28 protein-coding genes and 1 tRNA gene are annotated in these 26,274 nt (G+C 63.3%); 15 read left to right on the forward strand and 14 right to left on the reverse strand.

Going from position 1 to position 26,274, the window contains the following annotated elements; all coding sequences use genetic code 11:
* Positions 1-9 precede the first annotated feature (9 nt).
* Positions 10-792, forward strand: coding sequence for an SDR family oxidoreductase (locus IVA95_RS03730; protein WP_247509273.1), 783 nt, complete (start codon positions 10-12; stop codon positions 790-792).
* 57 nt (positions 793-849) lie between these two features.
* On the opposite strand, the gene IVA95_RS03735 is transcribed toward IVA95_RS03730, so the two are convergent.
* Both IVA95_RS03735 and IVA95_RS03740 read right to left on the reverse strand, forming a co-directional pair.
* Positions 850-1,608 carry an aspartate/glutamate racemase family protein gene (locus IVA95_RS03735; protein WP_247509274.1) on the reverse strand — a complete coding sequence of 253 codons (759 nt, stop codon included), beginning with the start codon at positions 1,606-1,608 and terminating at the stop codon, positions 850-852.
* Positions 1,609-1,650: 42 nt separating this feature from the next.
* Positions 1,651-2,334, reverse strand: coding sequence for an alpha/beta family hydrolase (locus IVA95_RS03740; RefSeq protein ID WP_247509275.1), 684 nt, complete (start codon positions 2,332-2,334; stop codon positions 1,651-1,653).
* A 241-nt stretch (positions 2,335-2,575) separates the two neighbouring features.
* Between IVA95_RS03740 and IVA95_RS03745 the strand changes: the two genes are divergently transcribed.
* Entirely contained in the window at positions 2,576-4,423 is a 1,848-nt protein-coding gene (locus IVA95_RS03745; RefSeq protein WP_247509276.1) for a di-heme-cytochrome C peroxidase, read from the forward strand.
* Between the two features lie 115 nt (positions 4,424-4,538).
* On the opposite strand, the gene IVA95_RS03750 is transcribed toward IVA95_RS03745, so the two are convergent.
* Positions 4,539-4,781 (reverse strand): hypothetical protein, encoded by a 243-nt coding sequence (locus tag IVA95_RS03750; RefSeq protein WP_213251258.1) that lies wholly within the window; start codon positions 4,779-4,781, stop codon positions 4,539-4,541.
* Positions 4,782-5,018: 237 nt separating this feature from the next.
* On the opposite strand from IVA95_RS03750, the gene IVA95_RS03755 reads away from it, so the two are divergent.
* Positions 5,019-5,981 carry an alpha/beta hydrolase gene (locus IVA95_RS03755; RefSeq protein ID WP_247509277.1) on the forward strand — a complete coding sequence of 321 codons (963 nt, stop codon included), beginning with the start codon at positions 5,019-5,021 and terminating at the stop codon, positions 5,979-5,981.
* 23 nt (positions 5,982-6,004) lie between these two features.
* Here IVA95_RS03755 and IVA95_RS03760 read toward each other — a convergent pair whose 3' ends face one another.
* Positions 6,005-6,475, reverse strand: a complete 471-nt coding sequence (locus IVA95_RS03760; protein ID WP_213251260.1) for a MarR family winged helix-turn-helix transcriptional regulator — start codon at positions 6,473-6,475, stop codon at positions 6,005-6,007.
* Positions 6,476-6,554: 79 nt separating this feature from the next.
* Here IVA95_RS03760 and IVA95_RS03765 point away from each other — a divergent pair, with 79 nt between their 5' ends.
* Positions 6,555-6,941 carry an antibiotic biosynthesis monooxygenase family protein gene (locus IVA95_RS03765; RefSeq protein WP_247509300.1) on the forward strand — a complete coding sequence of 129 codons (387 nt, stop codon included), beginning with the start codon at positions 6,555-6,557 and terminating at the stop codon, positions 6,939-6,941.
* A gap of 30 nt (positions 6,942-6,971) precedes the next feature.
* On the forward strand, positions 6,972-7,418 hold the full coding sequence (locus IVA95_RS03770) for a hypothetical protein (protein WP_247509278.1): 447 nt from the start codon (positions 6,972-6,974) through the stop codon (positions 7,416-7,418).
* A gap of 426 nt (positions 7,419-7,844) precedes the next feature.
* Here IVA95_RS03770 and IVA95_RS03775 read toward each other — a convergent pair.
* Positions 7,845-7,921: transfer RNA gene (locus IVA95_RS03775), tRNA-Arg, on the reverse strand.
* Positions 7,922-8,395: 474 nt separating this feature from the next.
* On the opposite strand from IVA95_RS03775, the gene IVA95_RS03780 reads away from it, so the two are divergent.
* The gene (locus IVA95_RS03780; RefSeq protein WP_247509279.1) at positions 8,396-8,932 is read left to right on the forward strand and encodes a PRC-barrel domain-containing protein; all 537 of its coding nucleotides are present in this window, start codon (positions 8,396-8,398) and stop codon (positions 8,930-8,932) included.
* Between the two features lie 78 nt (positions 8,933-9,010).
* On the opposite strand, the gene IVA95_RS03785 is transcribed toward IVA95_RS03780, so the two are convergent.
* The 3 genes from IVA95_RS03785 to IVA95_RS03795 all read right to left on the reverse strand — a co-directional run bounded on the left by IVA95_RS03785 (position 9,011) and on the right by IVA95_RS03795 (position 11,276).
* On the reverse strand, positions 9,011-9,970 hold the full coding sequence (locus IVA95_RS03785) for a tripartite tricarboxylate transporter substrate binding protein (protein ID WP_247509280.1): 960 nt from the start codon (positions 9,968-9,970) through the stop codon (positions 9,011-9,013).
* Between the two features lie 57 nt (positions 9,971-10,027).
* The gene (locus tag IVA95_RS03790; protein ID WP_247509281.1) at positions 10,028-10,396 is read right to left on the reverse strand and encodes a cupin domain-containing protein; all 369 of its coding nucleotides are present in this window, start codon (positions 10,394-10,396) and stop codon (positions 10,028-10,030) included.
* Positions 10,397-10,637: 241 nt separating this feature from the next.
* Complete coding sequence (locus IVA95_RS03795; protein WP_247509282.1) at positions 10,638-11,276, reverse strand: RraA family protein; 639 nt, start codon at positions 11,274-11,276, stop codon at positions 10,638-10,640.
* Between the two features lie 264 nt (positions 11,277-11,540).
* Between IVA95_RS03795 and IVA95_RS03800 the strand changes: the two genes are divergently transcribed.
* Together IVA95_RS03800 and IVA95_RS03805 are read left to right on the forward strand one after the other, a co-directional pair.
* Positions 11,541-12,497, forward strand: coding sequence for a helix-turn-helix domain-containing protein (locus tag IVA95_RS03800; protein ID WP_247509283.1), 957 nt, complete (start codon positions 11,541-11,543; stop codon positions 12,495-12,497).
* Between the two features lie 266 nt (positions 12,498-12,763).
* The gene (locus IVA95_RS03805; RefSeq protein WP_247509284.1) at positions 12,764-13,393 is read left to right on the forward strand and encodes a hypothetical protein; all 630 of its coding nucleotides are present in this window, start codon (positions 12,764-12,766) and stop codon (positions 13,391-13,393) included.
* Between the two features lie 172 nt (positions 13,394-13,565).
* Here IVA95_RS03805 and IVA95_RS03810 read toward each other — a convergent pair whose 3' ends face one another.
* Both IVA95_RS03810 and IVA95_RS03815 read right to left on the reverse strand, forming a co-directional pair.
* Positions 13,566-13,766, reverse strand: a complete 201-nt coding sequence (locus IVA95_RS03810; RefSeq protein ID WP_247509285.1) for a hypothetical protein — start codon at positions 13,764-13,766, stop codon at positions 13,566-13,568.
* 64 nt (positions 13,767-13,830) lie between these two features.
* Positions 13,831-14,838: a 2-dehydropantoate 2-reductase gene (locus IVA95_RS03815; RefSeq protein WP_247509286.1), complete on the reverse strand. Its 1,008-nt coding sequence runs from the start codon at positions 14,836-14,838 to the stop codon at positions 13,831-13,833.
* A gap of 137 nt (positions 14,839-14,975) precedes the next feature.
* On the opposite strand from IVA95_RS03815, the gene IVA95_RS03820 reads away from it, so the two are divergent.
* Together IVA95_RS03820 and IVA95_RS03825 are read left to right on the forward strand one after the other, a co-directional pair.
* On the forward strand, positions 14,976-15,542 hold the full coding sequence (locus tag IVA95_RS03820; RefSeq protein ID WP_247509287.1) for a YidB family protein: 567 nt from the start codon (positions 14,976-14,978) through the stop codon (positions 15,540-15,542).
* Between the two features lie 70 nt (positions 15,543-15,612).
* On the forward strand, positions 15,613-15,891 hold the full coding sequence (locus IVA95_RS03825; RefSeq protein WP_247509288.1) for a GlsB/YeaQ/YmgE family stress response membrane protein: 279 nt from the start codon (positions 15,613-15,615) through the stop codon (positions 15,889-15,891).
* A 135-nt stretch (positions 15,892-16,026) separates the two neighbouring features.
* On the opposite strand, the gene IVA95_RS03830 is transcribed toward IVA95_RS03825, so the two are convergent.
* On the reverse strand, positions 16,027-16,809 hold the full coding sequence (locus IVA95_RS03830; protein ID WP_247509289.1) for an SDR family NAD(P)-dependent oxidoreductase: 783 nt from the start codon (positions 16,807-16,809) through the stop codon (positions 16,027-16,029).
* 280 nt (positions 16,810-17,089) lie between these two features.
* Between IVA95_RS03830 and IVA95_RS03835 the strand changes: the two genes are divergently transcribed.
* Genes IVA95_RS03835 through IVA95_RS03845 form a run of 3 tightly spaced genes read left to right on the forward strand, consistent with a single transcriptional unit; the run spans position 17,090 to position 20,191 of the window.
* Positions 17,090-18,157 carry an acyl-CoA dehydrogenase family protein gene (locus IVA95_RS03835; RefSeq protein ID WP_247509290.1) on the forward strand — a complete coding sequence of 356 codons (1,068 nt, stop codon included), beginning with the start codon at positions 17,090-17,092 and terminating at the stop codon, positions 18,155-18,157.
* A gap of 33 nt (positions 18,158-18,190) precedes the next feature.
* The gene (locus IVA95_RS03840) at positions 18,191-19,351 is read left to right on the forward strand and encodes an acyl-CoA dehydrogenase family protein (protein ID WP_247509291.1); all 1,161 of its coding nucleotides are present in this window, start codon (positions 18,191-18,193) and stop codon (positions 19,349-19,351) included.
* A gap of 39 nt (positions 19,352-19,390) precedes the next feature.
* On the forward strand, positions 19,391-20,191 hold the full coding sequence (locus IVA95_RS03845; RefSeq protein ID WP_247509292.1) for an enoyl-CoA hydratase/isomerase family protein: 801 nt from the start codon (positions 19,391-19,393) through the stop codon (positions 20,189-20,191).
* Positions 20,192-20,367: 176 nt separating this feature from the next.
* On the opposite strand, the gene IVA95_RS03850 is transcribed toward IVA95_RS03845, so the two are convergent.
* The 3 genes from IVA95_RS03850 to IVA95_RS03860 form a co-directional block, all read right to left on the reverse strand.
* Positions 20,368-21,132 (reverse strand): VOC family protein, encoded by a 765-nt coding sequence (locus IVA95_RS03850; protein WP_247509293.1) that lies wholly within the window; start codon positions 21,130-21,132, stop codon positions 20,368-20,370.
* Between the two features lies 1 nt (position 21,133).
* Positions 21,134-21,928, reverse strand: coding sequence for an enoyl-CoA hydratase (locus IVA95_RS03855; RefSeq protein ID WP_247509294.1), 795 nt, complete (start codon positions 21,926-21,928; stop codon positions 21,134-21,136).
* Between the two features lie 156 nt (positions 21,929-22,084).
* Positions 22,085-23,251 (reverse strand): ABC transporter substrate-binding protein, encoded by a 1,167-nt coding sequence (locus IVA95_RS03860; RefSeq protein ID WP_247509301.1) that lies wholly within the window; start codon positions 23,249-23,251, stop codon positions 22,085-22,087.
* A 480-nt stretch (positions 23,252-23,731) separates the two neighbouring features.
* On the opposite strand from IVA95_RS03860, the gene IVA95_RS03865 reads away from it, so the two are divergent.
* Complete coding sequence (locus IVA95_RS03865) at positions 23,732-24,523, forward strand: thermonuclease family protein (RefSeq protein WP_247509295.1); 792 nt, start codon at positions 23,732-23,734, stop codon at positions 24,521-24,523.
* 49 nt (positions 24,524-24,572) lie between these two features.
* Positions 24,573-26,111 carry a M48 family metalloprotease gene (locus IVA95_RS03870; RefSeq protein WP_247509296.1) on the forward strand — a complete coding sequence of 513 codons (1,539 nt, stop codon included), beginning with the start codon at positions 24,573-24,575 and terminating at the stop codon, positions 26,109-26,111.
* Positions 26,112-26,274 lie beyond the last annotated feature (163 nt).

Raw genomic sequence — 26,274 nt, forward strand, 5'->3', positions numbered from 1 at the left:
AGCTGCATCATGCATGTCAAAGACAAGGTCTGCGTCGTCACGGGAGCCGCGAGCGGCATCGGCGAGGCGGTGGCGCGCGCCTATGCGGAAGCCGGCGCGCGTGGCGTCGTCGTCGCTGACCTCAAAACGTCGCGCGAGAAGCTTGCCAAGGTCGCCGGCGATATCGACGGGCTGCCGATCACGGCCGATGCCGAGCTAGAGGAAGACATCAAGGCGCTGATCGCCGCGGCCGAAGACAAGTACGGCCCGGTCGACGTGTTCTTTTCCAACGCCGGGTTGTCGCGCAAGGGTCAGGAGACCGCCTCCGATGCCGACTGGGAGGTGAGCTGGCGCGTCCATGTCATGAGCCATGTGTTCGCGGCGCGCGCGCTGGTGCCCGGGATGCTCGCGCGCGGCTCCGGCTATCTCCTCAACACCGCGTCCGCGGCGGGCCTGCTGGCGTCGCTGAACTCGATGCCGTACGGCGTGACCAAGAACGCCGCGGTGGCGCTCGCCGAGCACCTCGCCATTCAATATGGCGACCGCGGCATCCGCGTCTCCGTGCTCTGCCCGCAATCGGTGCAAACCGGCATGACGACGCCGGGCCCGAGCGCCGCAAGGGTCGACGGCGTGTTGCAGCCGCCGGAAGTGGCGCGCATGGTGATCGAGGCGATGGCGGAAGAACGCTTTCTTATCCTGTCGCACCCGCAGGTCGCCGAATACATGCAGCGCAAGGCCTCCAACCGCGACCGCTGGCTCGCCGGTATGCGCCGGCTGCGCGACAAGATCTACGGCGCGCCAACGTCAGCGTAACCAACGTCATTGCGAGGAGCGGAAGCGACGAAGCAATTCATCTATCCCGACGCCGCTCTATGGATTGCTTCGCTTCGCTCGCAATGACGGGTCAGGCGGCGCGAACTGTTCCAATAGTCCCGTGTAATTCTTCACGCCCGGCGAGGCGTAGGAGCCGCGACGGGACGTCGTCAGCTTCAGGCCGGCCAGCGCTTCGGCCTGCTTCACCGCTGCCGCCACACCGTCGATGACCGGCACGCCGAATGTCCGCGACAGTTTTTGCGCGAGATCGGCCATGCCTGCGCAACCGAGCACGATCGCCTCCGCGCCCCTGTCGAGCGCGCGGGAAATCTCGGCCTCAAGCTTCGCTTCCGCGCCTGAGCCCGGCTTTTCAAGATCGAGCACCGCGACGTCGCAAGCGGTGACCTGCACCCTCTCCGCAAAGCCATAGCGGCGCACCAGTTCTTCGAGCGGCACGACCGAGCGCGGCAGCGTGGTGACGATCGCGATGCGTTTTGCGATTTGGCCGGCCGTTACCAGCGCCGCCTCGCAAATACCGACCACTGGAAAGCGCGCCGCGGTCCGGGCGGCGTCGAGCCCGGTGTCGTCGAAACAGGCGATGATGCCAGCGTCGGCATCCGGCGCGTTCATCAGCGCCTGGATCAGGCCGGGCACGGCGAACGCCTCGTCGTAATAGCCTTCGATCGAGACCGGCCCCATCGCCGAGGTGACGGCGGATATTTCGGTGCCGGGTGCTGCGACGGCCCGCGCGGCGGCACCGATCGTTTCGGTCATCGAGGTGGTCGTGTTCGGATTGACGATCAGGATATTTGTCATGGATGCATCGTAGCCGGGATAGCGCGCGCAGCGCAATCCACGTCAGCCAGCGACGTCGTCGACCCATGCCGCGAACGCGTCCAGCGCCTCGTCCATCACCGCGCCGTCGTTCCGTCCCGAACTCTTCAACACGTGAAAGGAATGATCGGCACCATCAAGTAAATGCAGCGTCGCGCGCGATCCCAGGCTCTTGACGACGGGCTCGAGCAGGCTCAATTCCGCCAGCGCGTCGCGCGTGCCCTGCAGGAACAGCATCGGGATTTCGACATCCGAAAGGTGCTTGGCGCGGTCGCTGGAGGGCTTCCCGGCCGGGTGCAACGGAAAGCCGAGAAAGGCGAGCCCGCGAATGCCAGGCAGCGGCGACGCGGCCTGCGCCTGCGAGCTCATCCGCCCGCCGAACGATCGGCCGCCCGCGATCAGCGGCAGCGAGGGAAAGCGCCGTCCGGCTTCCGCCACGGCCGCCCGCACCGTTGCGTGTGCGACCGCGGGCGGATCGGGCCGCTTACCGCCTTTCTCCATATAGGGAAACTGATAGCGCAGCGTCGCAATGCCGCGCTCGGCAAGGCCTGTGGCAACCGTCTCCATCGATTTGTGTGTCATGCCCGCGCCCGCCCCGTGCGCAAACACATAACCCGCGCGCGCCTGCGGCGGCTGAACCACCAGGCCGGAAACCGTTTGATCGGAGCCGATCTCAACTCGAAGGCGTTCTGCCGCTTCTGCCGTCATGTGATCTGTCCAACACTCTTCTGCATGATGGAGACTTTATACTGGAAAACGCCCGGCGAGATGGCCGGCCGAGGACCGCATCCCGCGGCCACAAAGCATTTGGATTTATGGACAGTCCTGTGGCGCCACTATAACGTGGCATCATATCCAATCGCACGCCGAGGGTGATTCGCCTTGCGGCGTTTTTTGATAACAGACGGATATTGCGCGCTAACAGTGCGGTTTTGACGAGGGGCAGGCCATGCGTGGCAAGGGGATTGGGAAAATTGTGATCGCGCTGGCGATCGTCGGTATCGGCTACGCTACCTTCAAGGATGACATCGCCAAACTCTGGCAGGATTTTCACGTCAAGATCGTGGAACATCCCACGCCGAAGAAAACCGTCTGGCTCGACCAGGGCATCGCCAAGGAGAAACTGAGCTGGTTCTATCACGCCGATCAGGGAACGCGGACCTTCGGCTTTCCCTACGAATGGTTCATGGCGCTGGAGCAGCCGACGATTCCGTGGCTGCTGTTCACCGAGGTCGGCCTGTTCAGCGACCCCGCCTATCTCGATCGCTACGGCTTCATTGCCGATACCATCATCCCCGGCAAGAAGGCACTTCCGATCGGCTTCGCGCAAGGCGGTCCGATGCTGGACCCTACCGGTGCGCCGTGGAGGAATCCGCGCAGCAAGCATGACATGACCGGCGTCGGCCTGACCTGCGCGGCCTGCCACACCGGCAGCTTCACCTACAAGGACACTGCTGTCGTCATCGACGGCGGACCGGCGCTCACCAATCTCTTCGCGATGAAGCAGGGTATGGGCATCTCGCTTCTGCTGACGCGGATCTGGCCTGGCCGATTCAGCCGCTTCGCCGAGCGCATCCTTGGTCCGGACTCCACCGTCGATGACCGCGAGACGCTGAAGAACCAGCTCGACCAGGTCCTTGCCCAATACAAGCAGGTCAAAAATCTGGAAGAGCGCGTCGCCTCGCAGAGCATTGTGGAAGGATACGGGCGGCTCGATGCGCTGAACCGGATCGGCAACCAGGTGTTTTCGATCGGCCTGAAGAAGCCGGAGAATTATGCCGGCTCCTCCGCGCCGGTGCATTTTCCCAGGATATGGAACACGCCGTGGTTCGACTGGGTGCAGTACAACGGCTCCATCATGCAGCCGATGGTGCGCAACGCCGGCGAGGCGCTTGGCGTATCGGCGGAGCTCAACCTGACCGAACCGTCAAAGGGCCTGTACAAATCAAGCGTCGACCTGAAATCGCTCGATGAAATGGAGCAGATGATCAAGGGCAAGAATCCGCCGAACGCGAAGGACGGATTCTCAGGACTGAAATCCCCGAAATGGCCGGGCGACATCCTGCCGCCGGTCGACCAGAAGCTCGCCGACAAGGGCGCCGAACTCTACAAGACGCATTGCCAGGAGTGCCACCGGCCGCCGGTGACGAGCGAGGCGTTCTACGATTTCAACAACAAGGACTGGTGGACCAGGAACGAGGCCGGCGAGGCGATCCTCAAGGTCGAGAACGTTCCGATCTCGCACATCGGAACCGATCCCGCGCAGGCAGCGGACATGATGGCCCGTACGGTCGCGGTTCCCGACCATCTCGGAATCAAGAGCAGCAGTTTTGCGTTCGCACTCGGCGAACTCGTTGAAAAGACCGTCAACACCATCTTCGACCAGCAGAAGCCGCCTGTGAGCGTCGCGGAGCGGAAACGGATGGACGGCTACATGCCGAACGAGCTCCGGGGCGAACTGGCCTACAAGGTCCGTCCGCTGAACGGCGTGTGGGCGACGCCGCCCTATCTGCACAACGGCTCGGTGCCGACCATCGACGATCTGCTCGGCGACCCGGAAAAGCGGCCGACGAAATTCTATCTCGGCAGCCGCGAATACGACCCCGTGAAGCTCGGTTACAAGACCGACCCGATCACCAACGGATTCGAATTCGATACGTCCATTCGCGGCAACTCGAACAGAGGCCACGAATTCAGGAAGGACTTCAGCAAGGACAAGGAAATCAAGGGCGTCATCGGACCGGAGTTGTCGGCCGACGATCGAAAGGCGCTAATCGAATACCTCAAGACGCTCTGAGGCATTCGAGCTCAGGCATTCAAGCTGAGTCATTGGAGCGACGTCGCGGCCGGGGTTCGCCCGGCCGTCACCATTTGCACGCCGGCCTCGCAGTCTCGGAAGCGAACGGCTGGCGTTAACGGCTGGCCACCAGCCGCAAATGCGGCTTGATCGTTTCCTCAAGCTCGGCCTTGAGCTGGTGCACGCGCGGATCACCCGAGCGCGCTGCGCACAGCGAATATTGGTTGACCGAGCACGCCAGTGCGCGCCGCTCGTCGGCGGTCCGCGTCACTTCCGGGCTGGACAGTTTCAGCACCATCCCGCCGAGCTGCACCAGCATTTCGTCGAGTGCCCGATCCATTCCGGCAATTTGATCCATCGCACCACTCCCTCAGGAAGGAGTAATGATTGGCGCGTCCGGCCGTTCCCCGCGCGCGCTCGGTTAGGGATAACCAGAAGTAACGGACCGCGATTCTATCGATGCCGCCCGCATATCGGCTTGAAGGGATCATTATCAATTGAAGGAAGCGGGCCCGGTCTGCCCTGGAAAACGGCGCGATTGCGGCGGCCGCGCCCGTTACCTATGCTGCCGTCCCGTTCCGCACGAGGCCGTCGCATGATTCCGCCGCTTGATCCCGTCGTCGCCCAGATCATTCCGCTGCTGCCGCTGCGCGATCCCGCGACGATGACGCCGCAGAGCGCCCGCGATGCGCTCCGCGCATTGGCGGCCTCGCGCGCGGCCGTTCCGCCGCCTCCGGTGATGAGCACGGAGGACGTCAAGGTGAAAGGCGCGGCCGGGTTTCTTGCCGCGCGGGTCTACCGGAACTCGAACGAAAAATTGCCGACGGTCGTGTTCTTTCACGGCGGCGGCTGGGTTGCAGGCGATCTCGAAACCCATGACCGGCAGGCGCGCTGGCTCGCGATCGACACCGGCGCCGTCGTCATCTCGGTCGATTACCGCCGCCCGCCCGAGGTGCGTTTTCCCGGCGCGTTCGAGGATGCCTTCACGGCCACACAGGACGTCATCGCCCGCATCGCCGAATTCGGCGGCGATGCCGCGCGCGTCGGCGTCGCCGGCGACAGCGCCGGCGGCAATCTGGCGGCCACCACCGCGATCGCCTGCCGCGACGCCGGCATCAGATTGGCCGCGCAATTACTGGTCTATCCCGTCACCGACGTTGCCGGAAGTTTCGCGGATGCGGCTGAAAACGCCCGCTTCCCCTCGCGCAGCGAGAACGCAGATGGCTATTTCCTCACCCGCGCCACCATGGAATGGTTTTGCGGCCATTACCTCAAAGACAAAGCACACGGCACCGACTGGCGCGTCTCGCCGCTCCGCGCCAAGAACCTTGCAGGCGTGGCGCCGGCGATCGTCTGCACCGCATGGTTCGATCCCTTGCGCGACGAAGGCAAGGCCTACGCCGACGCGCTCAAGGCTGCCGGCGTGCCGACCAGCTATTACGACGGCCTCGGCCTGATCCACGGCTATTTCGGCCTCGGCGAGGCCTCGGAAACCGCCCGGCGCGAAGCGCAGCGGGCGCGGGCGGATTTCAAGGCGTTGCTCGAAAAGGGCGTGTAGAAGGTCACTGGAGCGAGCGCTATTCACGCTTGCAGTTCATCGTCGCCATCCAGTTTCTGTCGCAGCGCCGCGATGACGCGGTGGGCAGCTTCTATCTGGTTGACTGAAAGGCCCTCCGACAGACCGTCGACCCAAGGTTTCTGCAGGCGCATGGCCGCATCGTAAGTCTGCCTCCCCTTATCCGTCAGGACGACGAGTTGCGCCCGCCGGTGATGCGGGTTGGTCTCGAACGCGACGAGCCCATCCCGCTGCAGGTCGTTGACGATCCGTTGCACGTTCTGGCGAGCGGCGCCGAGGTCGCGCGCGAGCCATGCTACCGGCTGCGGCCGTTCGGCGGCAACGATCGCGCCGAGGATCTGCCAGCGGGCACTTGTCAGCCCGAGCCGCGCCACCAGCCGGTCCCCCGCCGTCAGTAGCAGGCCGTTGAGCCTGAACAGGTCAAGGATGAACTCGGTCAAGGCATCGCCGGCCGGGGTTCGTTTGGTCGCGCGCATTCGTCACCATAAATCCCGTATTGACATTATAATGTCAACAACATATGTCTCTATCATACCAAGTTGGTAACATATATCCATATCGAACAGGAGCCGCCATGTCCCTCATGCGCCGCTTGATCCCGCTTTTCCGATCGATCGCCAGATCGCAATCGAAGCCACCTCGGTCGTGCTGGTCAACGTCTTCACGCTCGACGAGACCGACGAGCAGGCCTTCCTGAAAGTCTGGCAGGACGACGCCGCATTCATGAAGCGGCAGCCCGGATTTATCTCGCCCCAGCTTCACCGCGCGATCGGTGAAAGTCCAACCTATCTGAACTGCGCGGTCTGGGAATCCACCGCCGACTTCCGGGCCGCGTTCACGCATCCGGAGTTCAGGGCAAAGCTCTCCGCCTATCCGTCCTCGGCCGTCGCTTCCCCGCACCTGTTCCAGAAGGTCGCGGCGCCAGGCATCTGCGTTGCGTAGCCTGAGCGAGCCAAAGGAAGTATGAAAGCCATGGTCAAGATCGTTCATCCAGTGGCCGGCGCGGTCGCGATCGTTACGATTGCAAGTTTCTGGCTCTCGACCGCGCTCAGCGAAATGTTCGCGTCCCCGGCGATCGTTGCCGCCGTCAAGATGGCGATACCGTGGGGTTTTCTGTTGCTGATCCCGGCGCTGATGGCGGCGGGAGGCTCGGGCTTCGCCTTGGCAGGCAAGCGCCGCGGCGGAGCGATCGGTGCAAAGATCAGGCGCATGCCGCTGATAGCGGCCAACGGCATTTTGATTCTGATACCCTCCGCGCTGTACCTCGCGTCGAAGGCAAGGGCCGGCGAATTCGATAGCGGCTTCTATGCGGTACAGGCGCTCGAACTCGCTGCGGGGGCGGCGAACATCACGCTGCTCGGCCTCAGTATGCGCGACGGCCTCAAGATGAAGGGCTGGTTCCGCTATCGGCCAGCGTGATCAGCCCGGTCACGCCGTTTCGATCGTCACTTGATCGGCAAGGCGCGCGACGTCGTCCGGCCGGCATAATTCCGTGCCGGGATGGAGCAGGGCCGCGGCGCCGGCAGCGACCGCGAGGCGAAAAGAATCTGCGCGGAATCACCTGAAGCGAGCCGCCAGACCAAGGCCGCCAGAAAGCTGTCGCTGGCTCCAACCGCGCCCTGCGTCGTGATCGGGATCGGCGCGCCCGCAGGACTTCGTCACGCGTCGACGTTGATTCCGCCGCCGCCGAGATCGCGACGCTGCGATTTGCCGCGCAGTTTTGCTACCGGCACGATCTTTGTCGACCGACGTCGAAAAATCGACCGCCGGATTTAGAGTGATGGTGACAGTGTCCGTCATGCGCCGGTTCGACCCGCGGACGGCTGCGTTGTGGACCTGGCGTGCTGGCGATCCCGGGAAGACTCGAACTTCCGACCTACGGTTTAGGAAACCGTCGCTCTATCCGGCTGAGCTACGGGACCGCGGACCCGCATGGCAAGGCAGGTGCTTGGGAGGGTTCATAGCAAAGCAGACGTGGTATCGCCAGCCCCTCCGGGCCGACCCTTTGGGCCCGCCAAGGGATCCCGCGCCGATCGAAAACCAAAAAGGAGCCGTCCACCGACGGCTCCAGTTGCGGCTTTTCTGCCCCGTGTACCGCCGTTACCTTGTTTGCGGCCATACCCCTTCAACATACGGCTGATTCGACCTGTCGCACGTGGCCGGGGAGCGACACAGTCAAAGAAACCTACCTCCACGCTGGAGTTTAGCGAGTTCGGACAGAGATCAGGGGACACGAGAGCGCTCACGCCGGGAACGGGTTAGCGTTCCTGCAGCACAAGCCGTCCGTGGCCTGCGCCGCATCCTCAAGTCATTCCGAAACTTCCCCCGAATGCCGTGGAACGTTCGCGCATGCGTTCTGTTCTAGGGAAACACGTCCACTTTCCGAGGAGGACCAAATGCAGAAACTCTTAGCCGCGGCTCTTTTGAGCGCCGCCGTCTTCAGTGCTCCCGCCTATGCGCAGACCGCGCAGACGGCTCAGCCCCCCGGCCCCGCCGCCACGGCCGGCTCGCAGGAAAAGATGATGCTCAAGGGGAACTGGCGCGCGTCAAAGCTCGTGGGCCTCGACGTCTATAATGACGGCAATGAAAAGCTCGGCGAGATCAACGAGCTGATCCTGGATAAGGATGGCAAGGTCAATGCTGTAGTCATCGGCGTCGGCGGCTTCCTGGGCATGGGCGAGCACGACATCGCCGTTTCCATGGACAAGCTCAAATTCGTCGAGGAGCCGGTCCGCACCAGCGCGACGGCGCCCGGAGCGACCACGCGCGACACTACAGGCACGCAGCGCGAGACGACGACCGGCGCGGCTACGGGCGCCACGACGACACGCAGCGGCGATGCGAACGACTGGATGCCCGATCACGCCGTGATGAGCGGCACCAAGGAGCAGCTCAAGGCGATGCCGCAGTTCAAATATTCAGAATACAACTAAGGCGCCCGACGCTTGATGATGAAGGCCCCACCTTGGTGGGGCCTTTTTCATGAGCGGATACGGTGCCGGCGCTTGCAGCTACGCCTTGATATTGTTCTCGCGGACCACCTGTCCCCAGATGCTCACCTGCTTGGCGAAGAAGGTGGCGAAATCCTTGCCGTCGGCGAGCAGGAGCGTCATCTGCTGCGTCTCGCGCAACTGCGCCGCTACCGCCGGCTCGCTCAGAATCTCCTTCACCGATTTCGCCATGCCGGCGACGGCATCTTCCGGCGTTCCCTTCGGCGCGAAAACGCCCCACCAGGCCAGCGTCTCGAAATCGGGAAAGCCCGCCTCGATCGCGGTCTGCGTATCCTTCAGCACGGGCATCCGCTCGCGGCCCATCTGCAGGATCGGCCGCAGCCTATTGGTGCCGAGTTGCGCCGTGATCAGCGCCGCCGACCCGATGATCATATCGACATGGCCGCCGAGCACGTCGTTCATGGCCGGACCGCCGCCGCGGTAGGGCACATGCGTGATCTCCACGCCGGCCTTTTTGCCGAGCACCGTCATCGCGAGATGGCCGAGCGTGCCGATACCGACCGAGGCGTATTTCACCGCGCCGGGATTTGCCTTGCACGCCGCGACCACGTCCGCGAACGTCTTGTATGGCCGCTCGGCGTTCGCGGCGAGGACGTAAGGCGCGGTGCCGACCAGGAACACCGGCACCAGATCCTTCTCGACATCCAGCCCCGGCTTTTCGAGGATCGATGGGATCACCGCGTGCGAGTCGAACGTCACCAGAAACGTCGCGCCGTCAGGCGCGCTCTTGGCGACCTGCACGGCGCCGAGCGAGCCGGCCGCGCCGGACTTGTTCTCCACCAGCACGGTCCGGCCGAGCTTGGTCTGCAGATGAGACTGCAATAGCCGCGCCAGCGCGTCGGTCGATCCCCCCGGCGGGAACGGCACCACCAGCGTCATGTTCTTGGCTGGCTGCGCCACCGCCGGCGTCACCGCGAAGGCGGCTGTCGCCGCAAGCAAGTTGCGTCTTGTAATCTTCACTCGACTTCTCCTCCCGTTATTGCCCGCGATTTTTTTGTTTTTGTTCGCAGACTTGTCTCAAGTGCCGAAGCCAGACCCGGCCTTTTTGTATTCGGGGCGCGGCGGACTGAAGATGTCAAGCACACGCGCACCTTCCGGTCCAGCCCGCATGGTGTGCGGCACGTTACCGGGCGTCCGCCAGAAATCGCCCTTTTTGACCGGAATTTCCTCACCGCCCTGAACGCGGATCGCCGATCCCTCAAGCAGAACGCCCCATTGTTCCTCGGGGTGATGATGCAGCGTTCCCTGCGAATGCGGCGCCAGCGTCACCACCGACAGCATGGCGTGCTCGCCGGAAAAGATGCGTGTGGTAACGCCGGCGGCGAGTTCGCGAAGCAGGCCGTCGGCGGGGTTGTCCAGATTGTGAAATTCGTCCTTCTGACTCATCGTTCCTCCTTCAGCGCGCGATTTAGTTGGTTGCCCAGCGGCAGTTTAATTAGTGCAACGCGTACAGGCCTGCGTTCCCCGGATGCTGCGCAGCGCGCCGCATTTGCGGCGTGGTGCGCTGCTGATCCGGGGTCCACAGATCGCGCCACTGGGTCCCAGCTCTGCAGTGCAGCGCTATGCGCTGCACTGCGTCCGGGACACGGGAGCGCAGCCTTGGGCGTTGCGCATCGAACTTTGTCCATCAGGACTTGCCGTAGCTGCCCTGGTAGCGGCCTTCGCGAATTGCGATCAGCGTATCTTCCTCGCGCGCGATCTGGGCGCGGACCGCCTCCAGCAAACTTGCCGCGGTCGCGGCGGGGAACGACACCACGCCGTCCTCGTCACCCACCACGATGTCACCAGGAGAAATCACCGAGCCGCCGATGGAAACCGGCACGTTGATCTCGCCGGGGCCGCTCTTGTACGGGCCGCGGTGGATCGCCGCGCGGGCAAAGCAGGGAAAGTCGGAGGCAGCGAAGGCTGCGACATCGCGGATCGCGCCGTCGATCACATAGCCCGCGGCGCCCCGGTACTCGGCGACGTTCTTCATGATTTCACCGACCAACGCCCTCGTCTCGTCACCGCCGCCATCGACCACGATCACGTCGCCGGGCCCGACCAGTTCCAGCGCCCGGTGGATCGCAAGGTTGTCGCCGGGCCGCGTGCGCACCGTGAAAGCAGCTCCGACCAGCCGGCCGGCGCGATGAAACGGCCGCAGACCCACGGCGCCCGGCAGCCGGGCAAGGTTATCGCTGATGATCGAGGTCGGCGCGTTCCTGAATGCTTCGATCAGGTCAGGCGCGGGCTTTGGCACGCTCGTCATGGCCGTGGTGATAGTCATAAGAACTGTTTCCTCCTGCACCTTCGGGCCGCGCGGCACGACGGCTCCAGATTAGCCGCCACATGATGGCTTGGCCTGCGGCAAAACAATTAGCATTCCGCTTGAGCAGGTATAATGGATTTGGATGGGTCCGGGGCCGTCTGATCCGGGCCCAGCACGCCAGGCCGGCTGTCGAAATCTTCGCCTCGGCCACACTTCTTAATGTGACGTTAACCAGACCCGCCGACGCTGGCTGCGAAGATTCACGCCGCCAGTTCTCTTAACATGCTGTTCCAGAAACTTGCCCCCTCGCCGGCCCTTTCGATCGTCCGGTTTTCCGATATCGATGCCTTCCGGCCGGTCGAATTCGTCGCCGATGCGCGCAGCGTCCCGCTGAATCTTGCCAATTTCCATACCGCGCGCGCGGCAGTTCAGTTGCCGGGCTGCCAGATCACCGTACTCACCTCGTTTCCCCGCATCGTCGATGTCAGCTACCGCGCCGCGCATGGCGTCGTCATCTTCCAGATCGAGGATGACTACGATGTAACCGTCAACGGCCTGTCCGTGAACCATCCGGCTTTCATCGGGATGCGCGGCAATGTAGATTTACAGTTCGTCGAACCCCGTGGATCGCTGCACGCGATCATCACCCTTGGCGCCGGCCTGCGGGATCGGGAATGGTTCGATACGCCGGACCGGCTGTGCCCGTTCATGCCGAACCCCGACGCCCTCGCAACGGTCAGATCCGTCACGACAGGAATTTTGCAGACAGCTTCCGCCAGGCCGGAACTGTTGCAGCAGCCTCGTTCGGCGCTGACCCTCCAGGAAGACCTGCTGCTCGCCATCGACGAGATGTTCCGCAGCGGCCGAACGCCGGAAGTGGCGAGCAAGATTGCAAGCAGGGGCTATTGCCGCCTCGTCCGCATGATCGACGAGTATGTCGCCTTTCATGCCGCCTCGGCGATCTACAGCGCTGACCTCGCCGAACATTGCGGCGTATCGGTCAGAACGCTGGGCACGGCGGTGGCGAGCGTCCGCGGCATGAGCCTGCATCGCTATTTGCGCCTCAAGCAGCTTTGGTCGGCGCGCGCGCAACTCGTGAAGGGATCCGACGCCATCACCGTGACATCGTGCGCCCGAGCCAACGGCTTCCATCACATGGGCGAATTTGCAAGGCTTTATCGCGCCACGTTCCATGAAACGGCGTCGCGCACGCTGGCCCGCGCGAGAGGATCTGACTGATTCTTGCCACAATGCGGCGTGCTTATCCGCTCGCCTTCAGACGGTGTACTTAGAATCACTCCAGCATTGCGCGTGTTGCTTTGCTTTGCCGTTGAATTTCCTCAAGATTTCTAATGGCCTAAGCACTATGTTCCATCGGTCACATCCGCGGGATAAGGTCACAACGCCAGCGGGAACATCGTGCGTTTTCGGCGTGACAGCGCTGCCAAAATGATGACAATCGACTCAATCAAAGTTCCCAAGAATTCGACCGGAGCAAATCGTCCGTGATCGCCTCACGTGCATTGTCATTCGTTGTTCTTGCCGCGATCGGCGGGCTGATCGTGCTCGCGCCGATACAAGCGGACGCGCAATGGTGGCGCAGTGCGCCGGTGGATTTCGAATCCTGCGCCGACGTTGCCGAAAAAGCGACGACCAAGGAAGAAAAGACGGCGAAGCTCGCTGAATGCAACGCGAAGTTCGCCGGCCGCCGCAAGCCCGGCGGCGGCTACACCTATTACGACTTCATGCAGGACCGGACGTTCGACATCGCGGGTCCAAACCCGACGCCGGAAGAGCAGAAGAAGATCGACGAGCAATATACTGCCTATCTCGAGCGCGAGCGGCGCAACCACATCGCCGCGGCGCTGGCGGCCAAGCAGCACCAGCCGGAGCCGCCAGCACAGGGAATACAACAGGTCTCGCTGCGCACGGAACAGGTCGCTTCGCCGGTCGAAACCGAAAAAGTGCCGATCCCGGTGGCCAGCCCGGTCAAGCAGGCCGCGCGCATCAAGGCTGCCCAATGCGCCAAGAACCAATTCTCATGTGAATGGCCGCGGCTCTCGGAGAGCATCAACGAACTGAAGAGGCTGCTCAATCCACAGCAGCCGCCGCCGAGCAAGCAGAAGAAGGGCTGACGATGCCCCCGTCATTCTCCGTGCAGGCGGGGAATCTAGTATCCACAGAACTAACGTGGATACAGCACTGCTCCCCAAATCCGCCGGTAACTACTGGATGCCCGCCGGAGCCTGTCATCCGGCCGGCCGAAGGCCGGACCGGGTGGCGGCATGACGACTGACGACATCAGCATCAGTGCGCACGCATCCGCTTGACGCGGCGCGACTTGAAGACCGGCGCGACAACAGCCCGCGATGCCGCCCGCTGCTCCTGCAGCCGCGCTTCATAGCCCGGCGACGGCGTCGCCGTCGGCGGCACGGCATAAGCGGGCAGCAATGACGCCCAGAAGGTTAGGACGGCAACCGCCACCAGCGCGAGGCCCGCTCGTTTCATGTCACTTCTCCCATCGGCTCACCTGAACGAAACTCGCGCCAGACCGGCGCCCTTTCAAGGCAAATCAATTCACGGGGCGAATCTGCTCCGGCGCCAGGCCGGGCGAGCCCTTGCCACTGCTTTCGGCCTGCCGGATCAATTCGACAATCCGACGCGACAGCGGCGCCTTCAACCCGCGGCGCTCGGCGATTTCGGTGATGACGCCCTGCAGATAATCGATTTCGGTGCGGCGGCCGCGCTGCAGATCCTCCCACATCGACGAGCGCGCCTCGGGATCGATCTTCATCGTCCGCCCTAGCAACGCGTCGAAGATCGGATCCGGCAGGCGCAACAAGGCCGGCATCCAGGCGGGCGGAATCGGCGTCGGCGAGACCGGCTTGATGCCCTCCGCCTTGATTGCCGCGAGCGCTTCGGCAAGCTGATCAGCGAATAATTTCCGCCATGGCCGCGAGCTGAGTTGTTTACGCAGCGGCAGATCGGCCAGCGCGTTGAGCGCGTTGTTGAGATTGAGCAGCAGCTTGCCCCATTCCACGCCGTCGATGTTACCGGTCGGCCGCATCGTCAGTCCCGGCACCGATAGCTTCTCGGCGATATTCGCCTCGTCCTGCTCGATGACGATGTCGCCCGAGGTCGCGCGATGAAATCGCCCCTCGCCCAGCGCGATCACATTGAACGGCACCATGCCGCCGAGCACGCGCCGCCCCGGCAGGCGGTGGCGCAGGACGGCGGCATTGCCGATGCCGTTTTGCAGGCTGACGACGACGACATCGGGTGGCGCGTGGCGAGCGATGGCGTCGGCCATCGCAGCGGTATCCGCGCTCTTGACGGTGACCAGCACGACGCCGGCATCCGCAAGAACGGAAGAATTTTCCGACAATGCGAACCGATCGTGCGTGATGGTATGGTCAAAACCTTCAAAACTCGTGGGTCGTAATCCGTTGGCTTCGATCTCGGCGATCACGCGCGGACGCGCCAAGAGCGCCACGCGGCGGCCGCCGGCTGCCAGCATGCCGCCGACGAAGCAGCCAATGCTGCCGGCGCCTGCGATCCCGATCGTTTGGCGCGAAACCATTTGTCACCCACCGCGTTGCACCCCGCTTCGAATAGCAGAGCGCGCGGACTGTGCCTATCGCAGGCGCGCGCTCTGCGCCTTGTAACCGTCATAGGCCACCGTTATGTTTCACGCGGGGCTACGCGGAGGAGACAACCATGGGTTTACTCGACGTACTCAACGGCATGATGAACGGCCCGCGCGGCCCGAGCCGCCCCAGCGCACAATCTGAGAGCGGCGGAATGTCGCCCTTGACCATGGCGATCCTGGCGCTCTTGGCCTGGAAAGGCATCAAGCATTTCAGCGGCAATCAGACCGGCTCCGCGCCACAACCGGCGCCCGCACCCAGCAATGTGAACGCCGGCCTTCCCGGCGGCATGGGCGGCGGGCTCAGCGACATGCTCAAGGGCGGATTGGGCGGACTGCTCGCGGGCGGGGCGGCCGGCACAATCCTGAGCGGCGGGCTCGGCGACCTCATGAAGCAGTTGCAACAGAACGGCCTCGGCGATCAGGCGGACTCCTGGGTCAGCAACGGTCCCAACAAGCAGGTCTCGCCCGGCGATCTCGCCAACGCGCTCGGCGCCGACGACATCAATCAGCTATCGGCGCAAAGCGGCCTGTCGCGCGACGATTTGCTGCAAGGCCTCAGCCAGTATCTGCCCGACGTCGTTAATCATCTGACGCCGGACGGACGGCTGCCGAACGAAAACGAGATATCGATCTGACGTCGCGAGAGGCGCGGCGCTCGAGAGGTGCCGCGCCGCTTCACCATCGACACATTGGAAAGGGACGGAAATGGGCGGCATTATCTGGATCATCGTCGTGGGCTTCGTCGCCGGCATCATCGCGCGCCTGCTTTCGCCGGGCCCAAACAAGCCGAGCGGATTCATTCTCACCACGGTGCTCGGCATCGCCGGCGCGTTTCTGGCGACCTTCATCGGTCAGGCGATGGGCTACTACAGTCCCAATCAGGGTGCCGGTTTCATCACCGCCACCATCGGCGCGCTGGTGGTACTGTTCATCTGGAACCGGCTGGTGGCGAGCCGGATGATCTCGGATCCGGGGAATCGATAAGGCGGCGCTCTCTCCGCCGTCATTGCGAGCGAAGCGAAGCAATCCATAGCGCCGCAAGTGGCGAGGTGGATTGCTTCGTCGCTTCAGCGCAAAATTGCTTTGCAATTTTGTCGCGAGCTCCTCGCAATGACGAGATCACAACACCAGATGCATCCCCGCATCCATCCGCACATATTCACCCGTCATGTTGCTCGACGCCGGCGAAGCGAGGAAGCAGACGAGCTGCGCGATATCCTCGGCAGAGGAAGCGACCTTCAGCGGCACCTTCGCGACGACAGCATCGCGCACCGCTTTCGCGCCGGCCTCGCCGCGGCCCTTGGTGAACCAGGGCGTATCGATATAGCCGGGACACACGGTGTTGACGCGGATCAGCGGCGCCAGCGCGCGCGCCAGCGATTGCGTCATGGTATTGAGCGCGCCTTTGCTTGCGGCATAGGCGACCGACGAGCCGCCGCCGGAAATGCCGGCGACTGACGACACGTTGACCACGGCGGACGGCAGGCCGGAAGCTTTCGCGCCGGCTTCGAGCAGCCCGCGCGCCGCACGGATCATCTGGAACGGGCCGATCGTGTTGACGGCATAGATGCGCTGAAAATCCTCAGCCGAAAGTCCGTCGAGATCGTGATGCGGCACGTGCTTGGTGGTGCCGGCATTGTTGACCAGCACGTCGAGGCGCCCCCACGGCACGGCGGCAGCGGCAATCTTCCTGCAGTCTTCATCGCGCGACACGTCGCCCTGCACGACCACGACTTCGGCGCCGGCGCTGCGGCAGAGGTCGGCGGTCGCTTCGGCTTCCGCCTTGCTGTTGGAATAGTTGACGACGATGCGCGCGCCGCCCTTTGCCAGAATGGCCGCGGTCGCCGCTCCCAAGCCGGACGCAGAACCGGTGACAATCGCGCACAAACCATCCTTCGACATCCGCATTCCCTCTGTTGTTCTTGAATTAAACTTTCGAGCCGCCCGCTCGTCGCTCGCGGGCTTACCATACCGTGCCGCAAAGTGCGTGCAAATCCGCTAACGTTCCACTGTGCGGAATTGTTCTTTGCCTGATGATCTTCATGCCGCCGCCTCATGCGGCCCTGCGGACAGCGCTTGTCACGGCTATGGCTTTTGCCCATCATTAAGCGCAAGAAAAGACCGCACCCGAGGCTTTGGCACCACGCGCTAAGGCCGGTGCCAATCGATTTCGGGGAACGCTGTGGCGGAGAGTGAGAACATCGTTGCCGAGACCGCGGAGAAAATCTTCGCCGATCTCGCCGACGCCCAAACCATCAATCGCGACAAAAAGGACGAATGGAAAGCCCCGCTGTGGCAGGCGCTGACCGACGCCGGCCTGCCGCTCGCCTGGGTGAGTGAAGATTGCGGCGGCTCGGGCGCAAGCCTCGCCGAAGGTTTCAGCGTCTTGAGCGCCGCCGGGCGCTTTGCGGTCGCAGTGCCGTTGGCGGAAACCATGCTGGCCGGCTGGCTGTTGGCCCAAGCCAAGATCGCTTCGCCCGGTGGCGAGATGACAGTAGTGCCCGCAAGTCCGAGGGACCGGATTACCGTCAATGCCGACGGCACCCTCTCGGGGAGGGCGCGCGGCGTGCCGTTTGCCAAGATTGCAAAGCATTTTGCGGTGCTCGCCAGCGACGTTAAGAGCGATTTTTCCATCGCGCTGGTCGATGCCAGCAAATGCCGGATCGAGAGCGGGCTAAATCTCGGCGGCGACCCTTCTGATGTCGTGACGCTGGACAAGGTGCAGTCGGTCGCGATCAAGCCCGCGCCGAAAGGTTTCGACCAGGCCCGGCTGATGCTGATGGGCGGCGTCGCCCGATCCCTGCAGATCGCCGGCGCGCTGGAATCGATGCTGGAAATCTCCGTGCGCTATTCCAACGAACGCGTCGCCTTCGAGAAGAAGATTTCGAAGTTCCAGGCGGTGCAGCACAATCTGGCGCGGCTCGCCGGCGAGTCGGCGGCCGCACTTGCCGCGGCGACCTCGGCCGCGGACGCCATCGCCAACGCAACGGCTTTCAACGATGAAGTTTTTCTCGAAGCGGTGGCGGCAAAAATCCGCTGCGCGGAAGCGGCGGAGAAGGGCGGCGCGATCGCCCATCAGGTGCACGGCGCGATCGGCTTTACCATCGAGCACATCCTGCACCGCTATTCGCTGCGAGCGCTGGCATGGCGCGACGACTTCGGCTCCGAAAGTTATTGGGCGGTCGAGCTCGGCAAGCTTGTGGCGCAAAGAGGCGCCGATGAGTTGTGGCCGCTCGTGGCCTCACGCTGAGATCACCTCGATTTGCCTGCATAGAGAACAACAATGAGCGCAGCCCTCCGTTTCGATCCGATCCGCCTGCCGCCCGAGTGCGAGCAGTTGCGCAAGGAAGTCCGCGCCTTTCTTGCCGAAGAAATCGCCGCCGGCACCTTCGACCCGCACCAGCCGAACCGCGAAGACACCGACGTGCCGGAATTCTCCCGAAAGGTCGGCGCGCGCGGCTGGCTCGGCATGACCTGGCCGAAGAAATATGGCGGCCACGAGCGCTCGTTCCTCGAGCGTTATGTCGTGACCGAGGAAATGCGCGTGGCGAACGCGCCGACGCGGCGCTTCTTCGTCGCCGACCGCCAGAGCGGCCCGGTGCTTTTGAAATACGCCCCTGAGCACATCAAGATGGAAATCCTGCCGCGCATCTGCCGCGGCGAGATCTGCTTTGCGATCGGCATGAGCGAGCCGAATTCCGGCTCCGATCTGTTCGCGGCGAAGACGCGTGCGACAAAAACAGACGGCGGCTATCTGATCAACGGCACCAAGATCTGGACCTCCTCGGCCCATATCGCCGACTACATGATCGCGATTTTTCGGACATCACCGCCGACGAAAGAGAACCGCCGTCACGGCCTGACGCAGTTTCTGGTCAAGATGAAACAGCCGGGCATCCAGGTGAACCCGATCGGCCAGATCACAGGACAGTATGAATTCAACGAAGTGGTGTTCACCGACCATTTCATTCCCGACGATCACGTGCTTGGCGAAATCGATGGCGCGTGGAAACAGGCGACATCCGAGCTCGCCTATGAACGCTCAGGCCCCGAACGCTTTCTGGAGACCTACTACGTGCTGACCGAACTGGTCCGCGCCGTCGGCAATAACCCGGACACCCGCAGCGCCGAAGGCATCGGCCGCCTGGTGGCGCAGGTCCACACCATGCGGCGTATGTCGGTTTCGGTCGCAGGCATGTTGCAGGCCGGCAAGGAGCCGGTGGTCGAGGCCTCTATCGTCAAGGACATCGGCACCATCTGGGAGCAGCAATTGCCGCATCGCGTGCGTGAGCTCGCCGCCTTTGTCGAGGAGACAGCCACCAACCGCGAGACGCTGGAGAAGCAGCTCGACTTCGCCATCAAGACCGCACCCAAGCTGACGATCCAGGGCGGTACCACCGAAGTGCTGCGCGGCATCATCGCCCGCGGGCTTGGTCTGCGCTAGCGCGCGGGCTGGTCTTCGCTAGTTCAAGAAGGAAACCGCATGAGCAAATACACTGATATCGGCGTCGAGAAGCACGGCCATGTCGGCCTGATCGAAATCCGAAAACCCCCGCTGAACTTCTTCGACGTCTCGCTGATCAACCAGATCGCGGATGCGCTGGAGGAGTTCGACAACGACATCGAAATCCGCGCTTCGGTGCTCGCAGCGCAAGGCAAGGCGTTCTGCGCCGGTGCCGATTTTTCCGATCCGAAGCGGCAGGAGCAGGAAGCGAGCGCGCAGAATGATCCGGCCGCCAATCTGCCGATCAACCATCTCTACCTGCAGGCCGTGCGCATCTTCCGCAATAAGAAGCCGATCGTCGCCGCCGTCCACGGCGCGGCCATCGGCGGCGGGCTCGGACTAGCGGTTTCCGCCGACTTCCGCGTCACCTGCCCAGAGGCACGCTTCGCCGCTAACTTTACCAAACTCGGTTTTCATCCGGGTTTTGGCCTGACTACGACGCTTCCCGAACTGGTCGGCAGGAACAACGCCGAACTGATCTTCTACACCAGCCGCCGCATCACCGGCGAGGAAGCCACGCGTATGGGCCTCGCCAATGTCTGCGTGCCGCAAGATCAAGTCCGCGCTGAAGCGATGAAGCTCGCAGCAGAGATCGCCGAATGCTCCCCGCTCGGCCTGATCTCGACCCGCGCCACCATGCGCGCCGGCCTCGCCGACCGCGTGATGGCCGCCACCAACCACGAGCTCGCCGAGCAGACCAAACTGCGCGCGACGGAAGATTTCAAGGAAGGCGTCAAAGCGACTGCCGAACGCCGCGTGGCGAACTTCAAGGGAAGGTAGAGTTCGCGCGACTTGCGCTCTTCCCTTCTCCCCTTGTGGGAGAAGGTGGCGCGAAGCGCCGGATGAGGGGTTCTCTCCGCGTGACAGATCTGTGTTTGCGGAGAGAACCCCTCACCCGTCTCGCCGCCGCTTCGCGCCGTCGATCCACCCTCTCCCACAAGGGGAGAGGGGGAGAACTACGCCACCAGCTTGAACGTCACCCCGCACAGATCGAACGCATCGTCCGATACCTTGCAGCCCTTCGCCTTGGCTGCATCGCGCACCTTGGCGATATCGGCGACTTTTAACGTCAATCCGCTCATCAAATCGCTGCCGCCCATGACGAAACGGAAGCTCGCATTAGGCAATTTCAACACCGGTTCGCCGCCCGCCCCCTTGCCAACGGGGACTTCCAAAATCTTCCCCCAGTGCTCCGCCAGCCCCTGCGGATCCGGGCTCTGCATCTCGACGTCGGTCAACGCCAGCGTCACATCCTTAGCGATCGCCTTCTGCCAATCCGGTCCCGCTGGCGGATAAGGCCCCAGCACGTCGTCGCTGCCGTCGGTATGATTGAATTCGATAAACGCGGCGCGGCAGTCGCGCGGGTGCAGTTGCACGCCGTGATAGGGCGCGTGCGTGATCACGTTCGCCGTGCGCACGCCGATCGCGTTGGCGTGCTTGCCGCGAGCGTCGGGATCGTCGCAGCAGAAGATCGCCATGTAACCGCCGCGGCCGCCGGTCTTGTCGAGGAAACGTCCCGCCGCGGTGCCCGGCTGGATCGGCGCCACCACTTCCAACAAGATAGTGTCGACTGGCAACAGCGCGTTCTCCAGCCCGTACTTCGCGACATTACCGTCGCGGTAACAGACCTTGAGGCCCATGATTTCGGAAATGTCCGAGATCGCCGGCTCCAGATTCGGCGCAACCAGGCAGATCTGCCGCAGCCTGAGATACTCGGCCATCTCAATGGCCCTGAAACACGGGCTTGCGCTTTTCGACAAACGCCTTCGCCGCTTCCTTGTGATCGGCGGTATCGCCTGCGCGCGAGTGGTGGATCGCTTCGGCGTCAAAACAGGCTTCCAGCGACATCGTCTCGGCATTGTTGATGTTGCGTTTGATGTAGCCGAGCGTCACCGACGGTCCCTGCGCCAGCGACATCGCTAGATCGTGTGCCTCGGCGTCAATCTCGGCGTCCGGCACCACTTTCGTCACCATGCCAAGGTTGTAGGCCTCCTGCGCCGACAGCACCGGCGACATCAGATAAAGCTCACGTGCCTTGGCGCTGCCGAGCATCTGTGTCAGGAAATACGTGCCGCCGTAATCGCCCGACAAACCGACCTTGGCGAAAGCCGTGGTGATCTTGCAGGAGGCGCTGGCGACGCGCAGGTCGCAGGACAGCGCGATCGAAAGGCCAGCGCCGGCGGCAGCACCATCGAGCTGCGCCACCACGGGCTTCGGCATCTGGTGCAGGATGCGCGACACTTCCATGCCACGGCGCAGATTCGCCATCTTGGCCTCGAAGCCGAGCGGCGCCCGGCCTTCCGCCATCGACTTGACGTCGCCGCCGACGCAGAACGTGCCGCCCGCCCCCTTGATCAGCACAGCGCGCACATCGTGATCATCAGCCGCGCGCCGCGCCGCCTCCACCAGCCCGCGCGTCATGTCCGGATTGAGTGCATTGCGCCGGTCGGGGCGGTTCATGGTGATAGTGAGCAAGCCCTGCTCGAATTTTTGGAGGACCATTTCGTTTGCGCTCATGGGGTGGTGCTTTCGTTTGTTGTTGGTTGAAGTGAAATTTCGGCCTCACCCCGTCATTGCGAGGAGCAAAGCGACGAAGCAATCCATTCTTTCTTCGTGGCTCTATGGATTGCTTCGCTTCGCTCGCAATGACGAGGCGGCAGCAGCGCCTCTAATTTATTTCTTCACCAGCGGACAGCGCGAGGCTTCCAACGGCTGGAACGCCTCGTTGCCCGGGATTGTCGCCAGCAGCTTGTAATAATCCCAGCGTGCCTTCGATTCGGACGGCTTCTTGACCTCGAACAGATACATGTCGTGCACCATGCGGCCATCCTCGCGAATTGTGCCGTTCCTGGCGAACATGTCGTTGACCGGCGTCTCCTTCATCACCTTCATCACCGCGGCCGCATCCGTGGTGCCCGCGGCCTTCACGGCTTTCAGGTAGTGAAGGACGGAAGAGTAGACGCTGGCCTGCGCCGCGGTCGGCGGCCGCTTGACGCGCTCCATGAAGCGCTTTGAGAACGCGCGGGTGTCGTCGTTGAGGTCCCAATAGAAGGCTTCGGCAAGCAACAAGCCTTGCGCCGTCTCCAGCCCGACGCTGTCGATGTCGGTGACGAAAGCAAGCAGCGGCGAAAGTTTCTGGCCGCCGCTCCTGGTCAGCCCGAATTCCGCCGCCTGCTTGATCGCGTTGATGGTGTCGCCGCCCGCATTGGCGAGGCCCACGACCTTCGCCTTCGAGCTCTGCGCCTGTAGCAGGAATGAGGAGAAGTCCGACGTATTGAGCGGATGCTTGACGCTGCCGAGCACCTTGCCGCCGGCCTTCACCACCACATTGGTGGTGTCCCTTTCCAGGTCCTGGCCAAACGCATAGTCGGCGGTGAGAAAGAACCAGGTTTCGAAGCCGCTTTTGACCGTGGCAAGCCCGGTGACGTTGGCCTGCGCAAACGTGTCGTAGGAATAATGCACGGTGTAGGGACCGCAGGCTTCGTTGCTCAGGCGGATCGAGGCAGGGCCGCTATACATCACGATCTTGTTGCGCGCTTTCGCGATCTCGCCGGCGGCTAGCGCCGTCGCAGAAGCAGCCACGTCGTACAGCATCTCGACGCCCTGGTTGTCGAGCATGTCGCGCGCGATGCTGGCGGCAAGGTCGGCCTTGTTGAGATGGTCGGCCGCGACGATCTCGACCTTGCGCCCCAGCACCTCGCCGCCAAAATCCTCCACCGCCATCTTCGCCGCGGTCTCCGAACCCGGCCCGGTGATATCGGCATAGAGCCCCGACATGTCGAGGATGCCGCCGAGCTTGAGCGGTGGCTTGCTCTGCGCCAGCGCCGCCGTCGCCGACATCGCCAGCGCGGCGGCGACAATGGTTGCTGTTGTTCTCTTCACGGAGGCCTCCCTGTTCGCACCGCATTGGCTTGCGGCTTTTGAAATTTTCGGCGCGATCATGCCGCATGGAGTCATGAGCGGCAAGGCGGAGAGGAAGACGGAGTGCAAGCGCGATTTCCGCTAAGCGGAATGATCTTGTAGGATGAGTAGAGCGCAGCGAAACCCATCAATCTTTGTACGGCGACATGATGGGTATCGCTTCGCTCCACCCATCCTACGGCCTATCCATCGTACTGCACTACGCACCAAGAGGAGCGGCATCGGAATGTTAGTGTCCCGGACACGGCGCAGCGTGTAACGCTGCTGCGCAGAGCCGGGACCAACGCCCCACATGCGCGATGCCGTTGACTTCCATTGCGTCCCCCCGCGTGGCAATCTCAGGTAGTATTGCTGTCATTGATCGAGCATACAGGAACGAGCGGGACAGAGAGAACCGTTATGACCGGCCCGGCATTGCGTTACAGCGCTGCGCTCCCGGCGTGCGCCACATTGTTTCTCGCGTTAGCGTCCGTCGCCGCACAGGCCGCTGCCGCCGACTGCGTGCTCGAGCCGCAGGGCGAGGGGCGAGTGGCTGCCGTGGTCGACACGCGCAGCTTTCGCCTCGACGACGGCCGCGAAGTGCGCCTCGCCGGCATCGAGCGCGGTGGAACCGACACGGCCAGCGGCAGAGCCGCATTGTCCGCCATCATCACCGGCCGCGACGTGACCCTGCATGGCGAGGATGACACGCCGGATCGCTACGGCCGGCAGTCGGCCTTTGTGTTCGTGACCGGCTCGGAACAATCCGTGCAAGGCGAGCTGCTGCGCCGCGGCGAGGCGCTGGTTTCGAGCGCTATATCCGACAAAAATTGCGCTGCAGCACTGGCCGCGGCCGAGGCAACTGCAAGGGATGCCAAATTGGGCATTTGGGCTGACACCACGGCCATAAAAAACGCGGAAAGTCCGGGCGATATTCTGGCCGCGATTGGGCACTTTACGGTAGTCGAGGGCAGAGTACTGTCGGTTCGGCAGGCAGGGGCAATCACCTACCTGAATTTCGGGCGGAACTGGACACGGGACTTTGCTGCGACTATTTCAAGGCGCATCACACCGGCGTTCGAAAGCGCTGGCCTTGGACCTAAGTCGCTCGAAAATCGACGGATTCGTGTCCGCGGCGTTGTCTCGTCGCGGGGAGGACCACGGATTGAAGTGTTCCGGGTGGGGCAGATTGAGGTGTTGGGCGGGAAATAGTGCTTGATCCGAAGACTTGGCACCGGTTTTCGTTTGGATCATGCGCAAAATGAGGGGTGAGATCACCGATCCCGGTCGGATCGTGATCTTAGTGGCTGATTTGACGCATCGTGCACAACGGCGCGAAGGAAACACGGGCCGCCGCCTTCTGGCTGCGCCGGCGCTGTTGTGCGCTGCGCTCACGCTCTCTTCCTGTGGAAATCTCGGCAAGATCGAGACGGCCGCGCCGACAGTGTCGGCGCCGAAGCCGAGCCGCACCGTCGCACAGACGCCGGCCAGCGAGCGCGAGCACGAGCGCATTCTGGCCTCCTATGGCGGCGCCTATGACGATCCGAAACTCGCAACCCTGATCGGCAAGACGGTTGACCGGCTGGTGGCGGCGTCCGACCGTCCGGACCAGGCCTACCGGGTGACCATCCTCAATTCCGGCGCAGTCAACGCCTTCGCGCTGCCGACCGGCCAGCTCTATGTGACGCGCGGGCTGGTGGCGCTCGCCAGCGACACCTCGGAACTGTCCTCCGTGCTGAGCCACGAGATGGCGCATGTCATCGCAAAACACGCCTCGATCCGGGAGGACCAGGCGCGGCAGGCGGCGGTGGTGACGCGCGTCGTCACCGACATGAGCAACGATCCGGATCTGACCGCGCTGGCCCTGGCGAAGACCAAGCTGACGATGGCGAGCTTCTCGCGGCAGCAGGAATTCGAGGCCGACGGTATCGGCGTCGGCATTTCGGCCCGCGCCCGCTTCGATCCCTATGGCGCGGCGCGCTTCCTCTCCGCGATGGAGCGCAATGCGGCGCTGAAGGCCGGCAAGACCTCGCTCGATCCGCGCGCGCAGGATTTTCTGTCCTCGCATCCGGCAACGCCCGAGCGCGTACAGAACGCGCAGGCCAGCGCCCGGCAGTATACTTCGCCGCAGGGCGGCGAGCGCGACCGCGAGACCTATCTCGCCGCTATCGACAACATCGTCTATGGCGAGGACCCCAGCGAGGGCTTCGTGCGCGGGCGCCGCTTCCTGCACCCGAAACTCGGCTTCACCTTCCAAGCGCCCGAGACGTTCACGCTGGACAACACCGCGCAAGCCGTGATCGGCGTGCGCGAGGGCGGCACGCAGGCGATGCGCTTCGACGTGGTGCGCGTGCCGGCCGAACAGTCGCTGTCCGAATACCTCAATTCAGGCTGGATGGAAGGCGTCGATAAGGGCTCGACCGAAGACCTCATGATCAACGGTTTTCCGGTGGCTTCGACCTCTGCGAATGGCGATCAGTGGCAGTTCAAGGTCTATGCGCTGCGCTACGGCAGCGACGTCTACCGCTTCATCTTCGCCGCCAAGCAGCGCAATACCGAAAGCGAGCGCAATGCGCGCGAGACCGTCAACTCGTTCCGCCGCCTGACGCTGGAAGAAATCCAGGCCGCGCGCCCCTTGCGCATTAAGGTCATCACCGTGCAGCCTGGCGACACCGTGGAATCGCTTTCCCATCGCATGACCGGCGTCGACCGCCCCGCCGAGCGCTTCCGCATCCTCAACGGCCTCGATCAGCACGCTCAGGTCAAGCCGCGCGATCGCGTGAAGATCGTGGTGGATTGAGGCTAGTCTCTGCAATCATCAGTGCGAGCGCAGGCGGATATTGAGTTAGTCGTAGCTTTATCCACGTCATGTATGGACGGCCCCCTCTCGGCAAGGGCTTTTTGGTGCTTCGGCAACGGATCGGGGAGCGGTCATGTATACGGCCTCGAGAAGCGGCCATTGA

Source organism: Bradyrhizobium sp. 157 (genome assembly GCF_023073815.1).
Taxonomy (GTDB): domain Bacteria; phylum Pseudomonadota; class Alphaproteobacteria; order Rhizobiales; family Xanthobacteraceae; genus Bradyrhizobium.

Coding starts and splice junctions, on each gene's coding strand:
- IVA95_RS03730 (WP_247509273.1), top strand. CDS start 10: ATGCATGTCAAAGACAAGGTCTGCGTCGTCACGGGAGCCGCGAGCGGC.
- IVA95_RS03735 (WP_247509274.1), bottom strand. CDS start 1,608: ATGACAAATATCCTGATCGTCAATCCGAACACGACCACCTCGATGACC.
- IVA95_RS03740 (WP_247509275.1), bottom strand. CDS start 2,334: ATGACGGCAGAAGCGGCAGAACGCCTTCGAGTTGAGATCGGCTCCGAT.
- IVA95_RS03745 (WP_247509276.1), top strand. CDS start 2,576: ATGCGTGGCAAGGGGATTGGGAAAATTGTGATCGCGCTGGCGATCGTC.
- IVA95_RS03750 (WP_213251258.1), bottom strand. CDS start 4,781: ATGGATCAAATTGCCGGAATGGATCGGGCACTCGACGAAATGCTGGTG.
- IVA95_RS03755 (WP_247509277.1), top strand. CDS start 5,019: ATGATTCCGCCGCTTGATCCCGTCGTCGCCCAGATCATTCCGCTGCTG.
- IVA95_RS03760 (WP_213251260.1), bottom strand. CDS start 6,475: ATGCGCGCGACCAAACGAACCCCGGCCGGCGATGCCTTGACCGAGTTC.
- IVA95_RS03770 (WP_247509278.1), top strand. CDS start 6,972: ATGGTCAAGATCGTTCATCCAGTGGCCGGCGCGGTCGCGATCGTTACG.
- IVA95_RS03780 (WP_247509279.1), top strand. CDS start 8,396: ATGCAGAAACTCTTAGCCGCGGCTCTTTTGAGCGCCGCCGTCTTCAGT.
- IVA95_RS03790 (WP_247509281.1), bottom strand. CDS start 10,396: ATGAGTCAGAAGGACGAATTTCACAATCTGGACAACCCCGCCGACGGC.
- IVA95_RS03795 (WP_247509282.1), bottom strand. CDS start 11,276: ATGACTATCACCACGGCCATGACGAGCGTGCCAAAGCCCGCGCCTGAC.
- IVA95_RS03800 (WP_247509283.1), top strand. CDS start 11,541: ATGCTGTTCCAGAAACTTGCCCCCTCGCCGGCCCTTTCGATCGTCCGG.
- IVA95_RS03810 (WP_247509285.1), bottom strand. CDS start 13,766: ATGAAACGAGCGGGCCTCGCGCTGGTGGCGGTTGCCGTCCTAACCTTC.
- IVA95_RS03815 (WP_247509286.1), bottom strand. CDS start 14,838: ATGGTTTCGCGCCAAACGATCGGGATCGCAGGCGCCGGCAGCATTGGC.
- IVA95_RS03820 (WP_247509287.1), top strand. CDS start 14,976: ATGGGTTTACTCGACGTACTCAACGGCATGATGAACGGCCCGCGCGGC.
- IVA95_RS03825 (WP_247509288.1), top strand. CDS start 15,613: ATGGGCGGCATTATCTGGATCATCGTCGTGGGCTTCGTCGCCGGCATC.
- IVA95_RS03830 (WP_247509289.1), bottom strand. CDS start 16,809: ATGTCGAAGGATGGTTTGTGCGCGATTGTCACCGGTTCTGCGTCCGGC.
- IVA95_RS03840 (WP_247509291.1), top strand. CDS start 18,191: ATGAGCGCAGCCCTCCGTTTCGATCCGATCCGCCTGCCGCCCGAGTGC.
- IVA95_RS03845 (WP_247509292.1), top strand. CDS start 19,391: ATGAGCAAATACACTGATATCGGCGTCGAGAAGCACGGCCATGTCGGC.
- IVA95_RS03850 (WP_247509293.1), bottom strand. CDS start 21,132: ATGGCCGAGTATCTCAGGCTGCGGCAGATCTGCCTGGTTGCGCCGAAT.
- IVA95_RS03855 (WP_247509294.1), bottom strand. CDS start 21,928: ATGAGCGCAAACGAAATGGTCCTCCAAAAATTCGAGCAGGGCTTGCTC.
- IVA95_RS03860 (WP_247509301.1), bottom strand. CDS start 23,251: ATGTCGGCGACGGCGGCGCTGGCGCAGAGCAAGCCACCGCTCAAGCTC.
- IVA95_RS03865 (WP_247509295.1), top strand. CDS start 23,732: ATGACCGGCCCGGCATTGCGTTACAGCGCTGCGCTCCCGGCGTGCGCC.
- IVA95_RS03870 (WP_247509296.1), top strand. CDS start 24,573: ATGAGGGGTGAGATCACCGATCCCGGTCGGATCGTGATCTTAGTGGCT.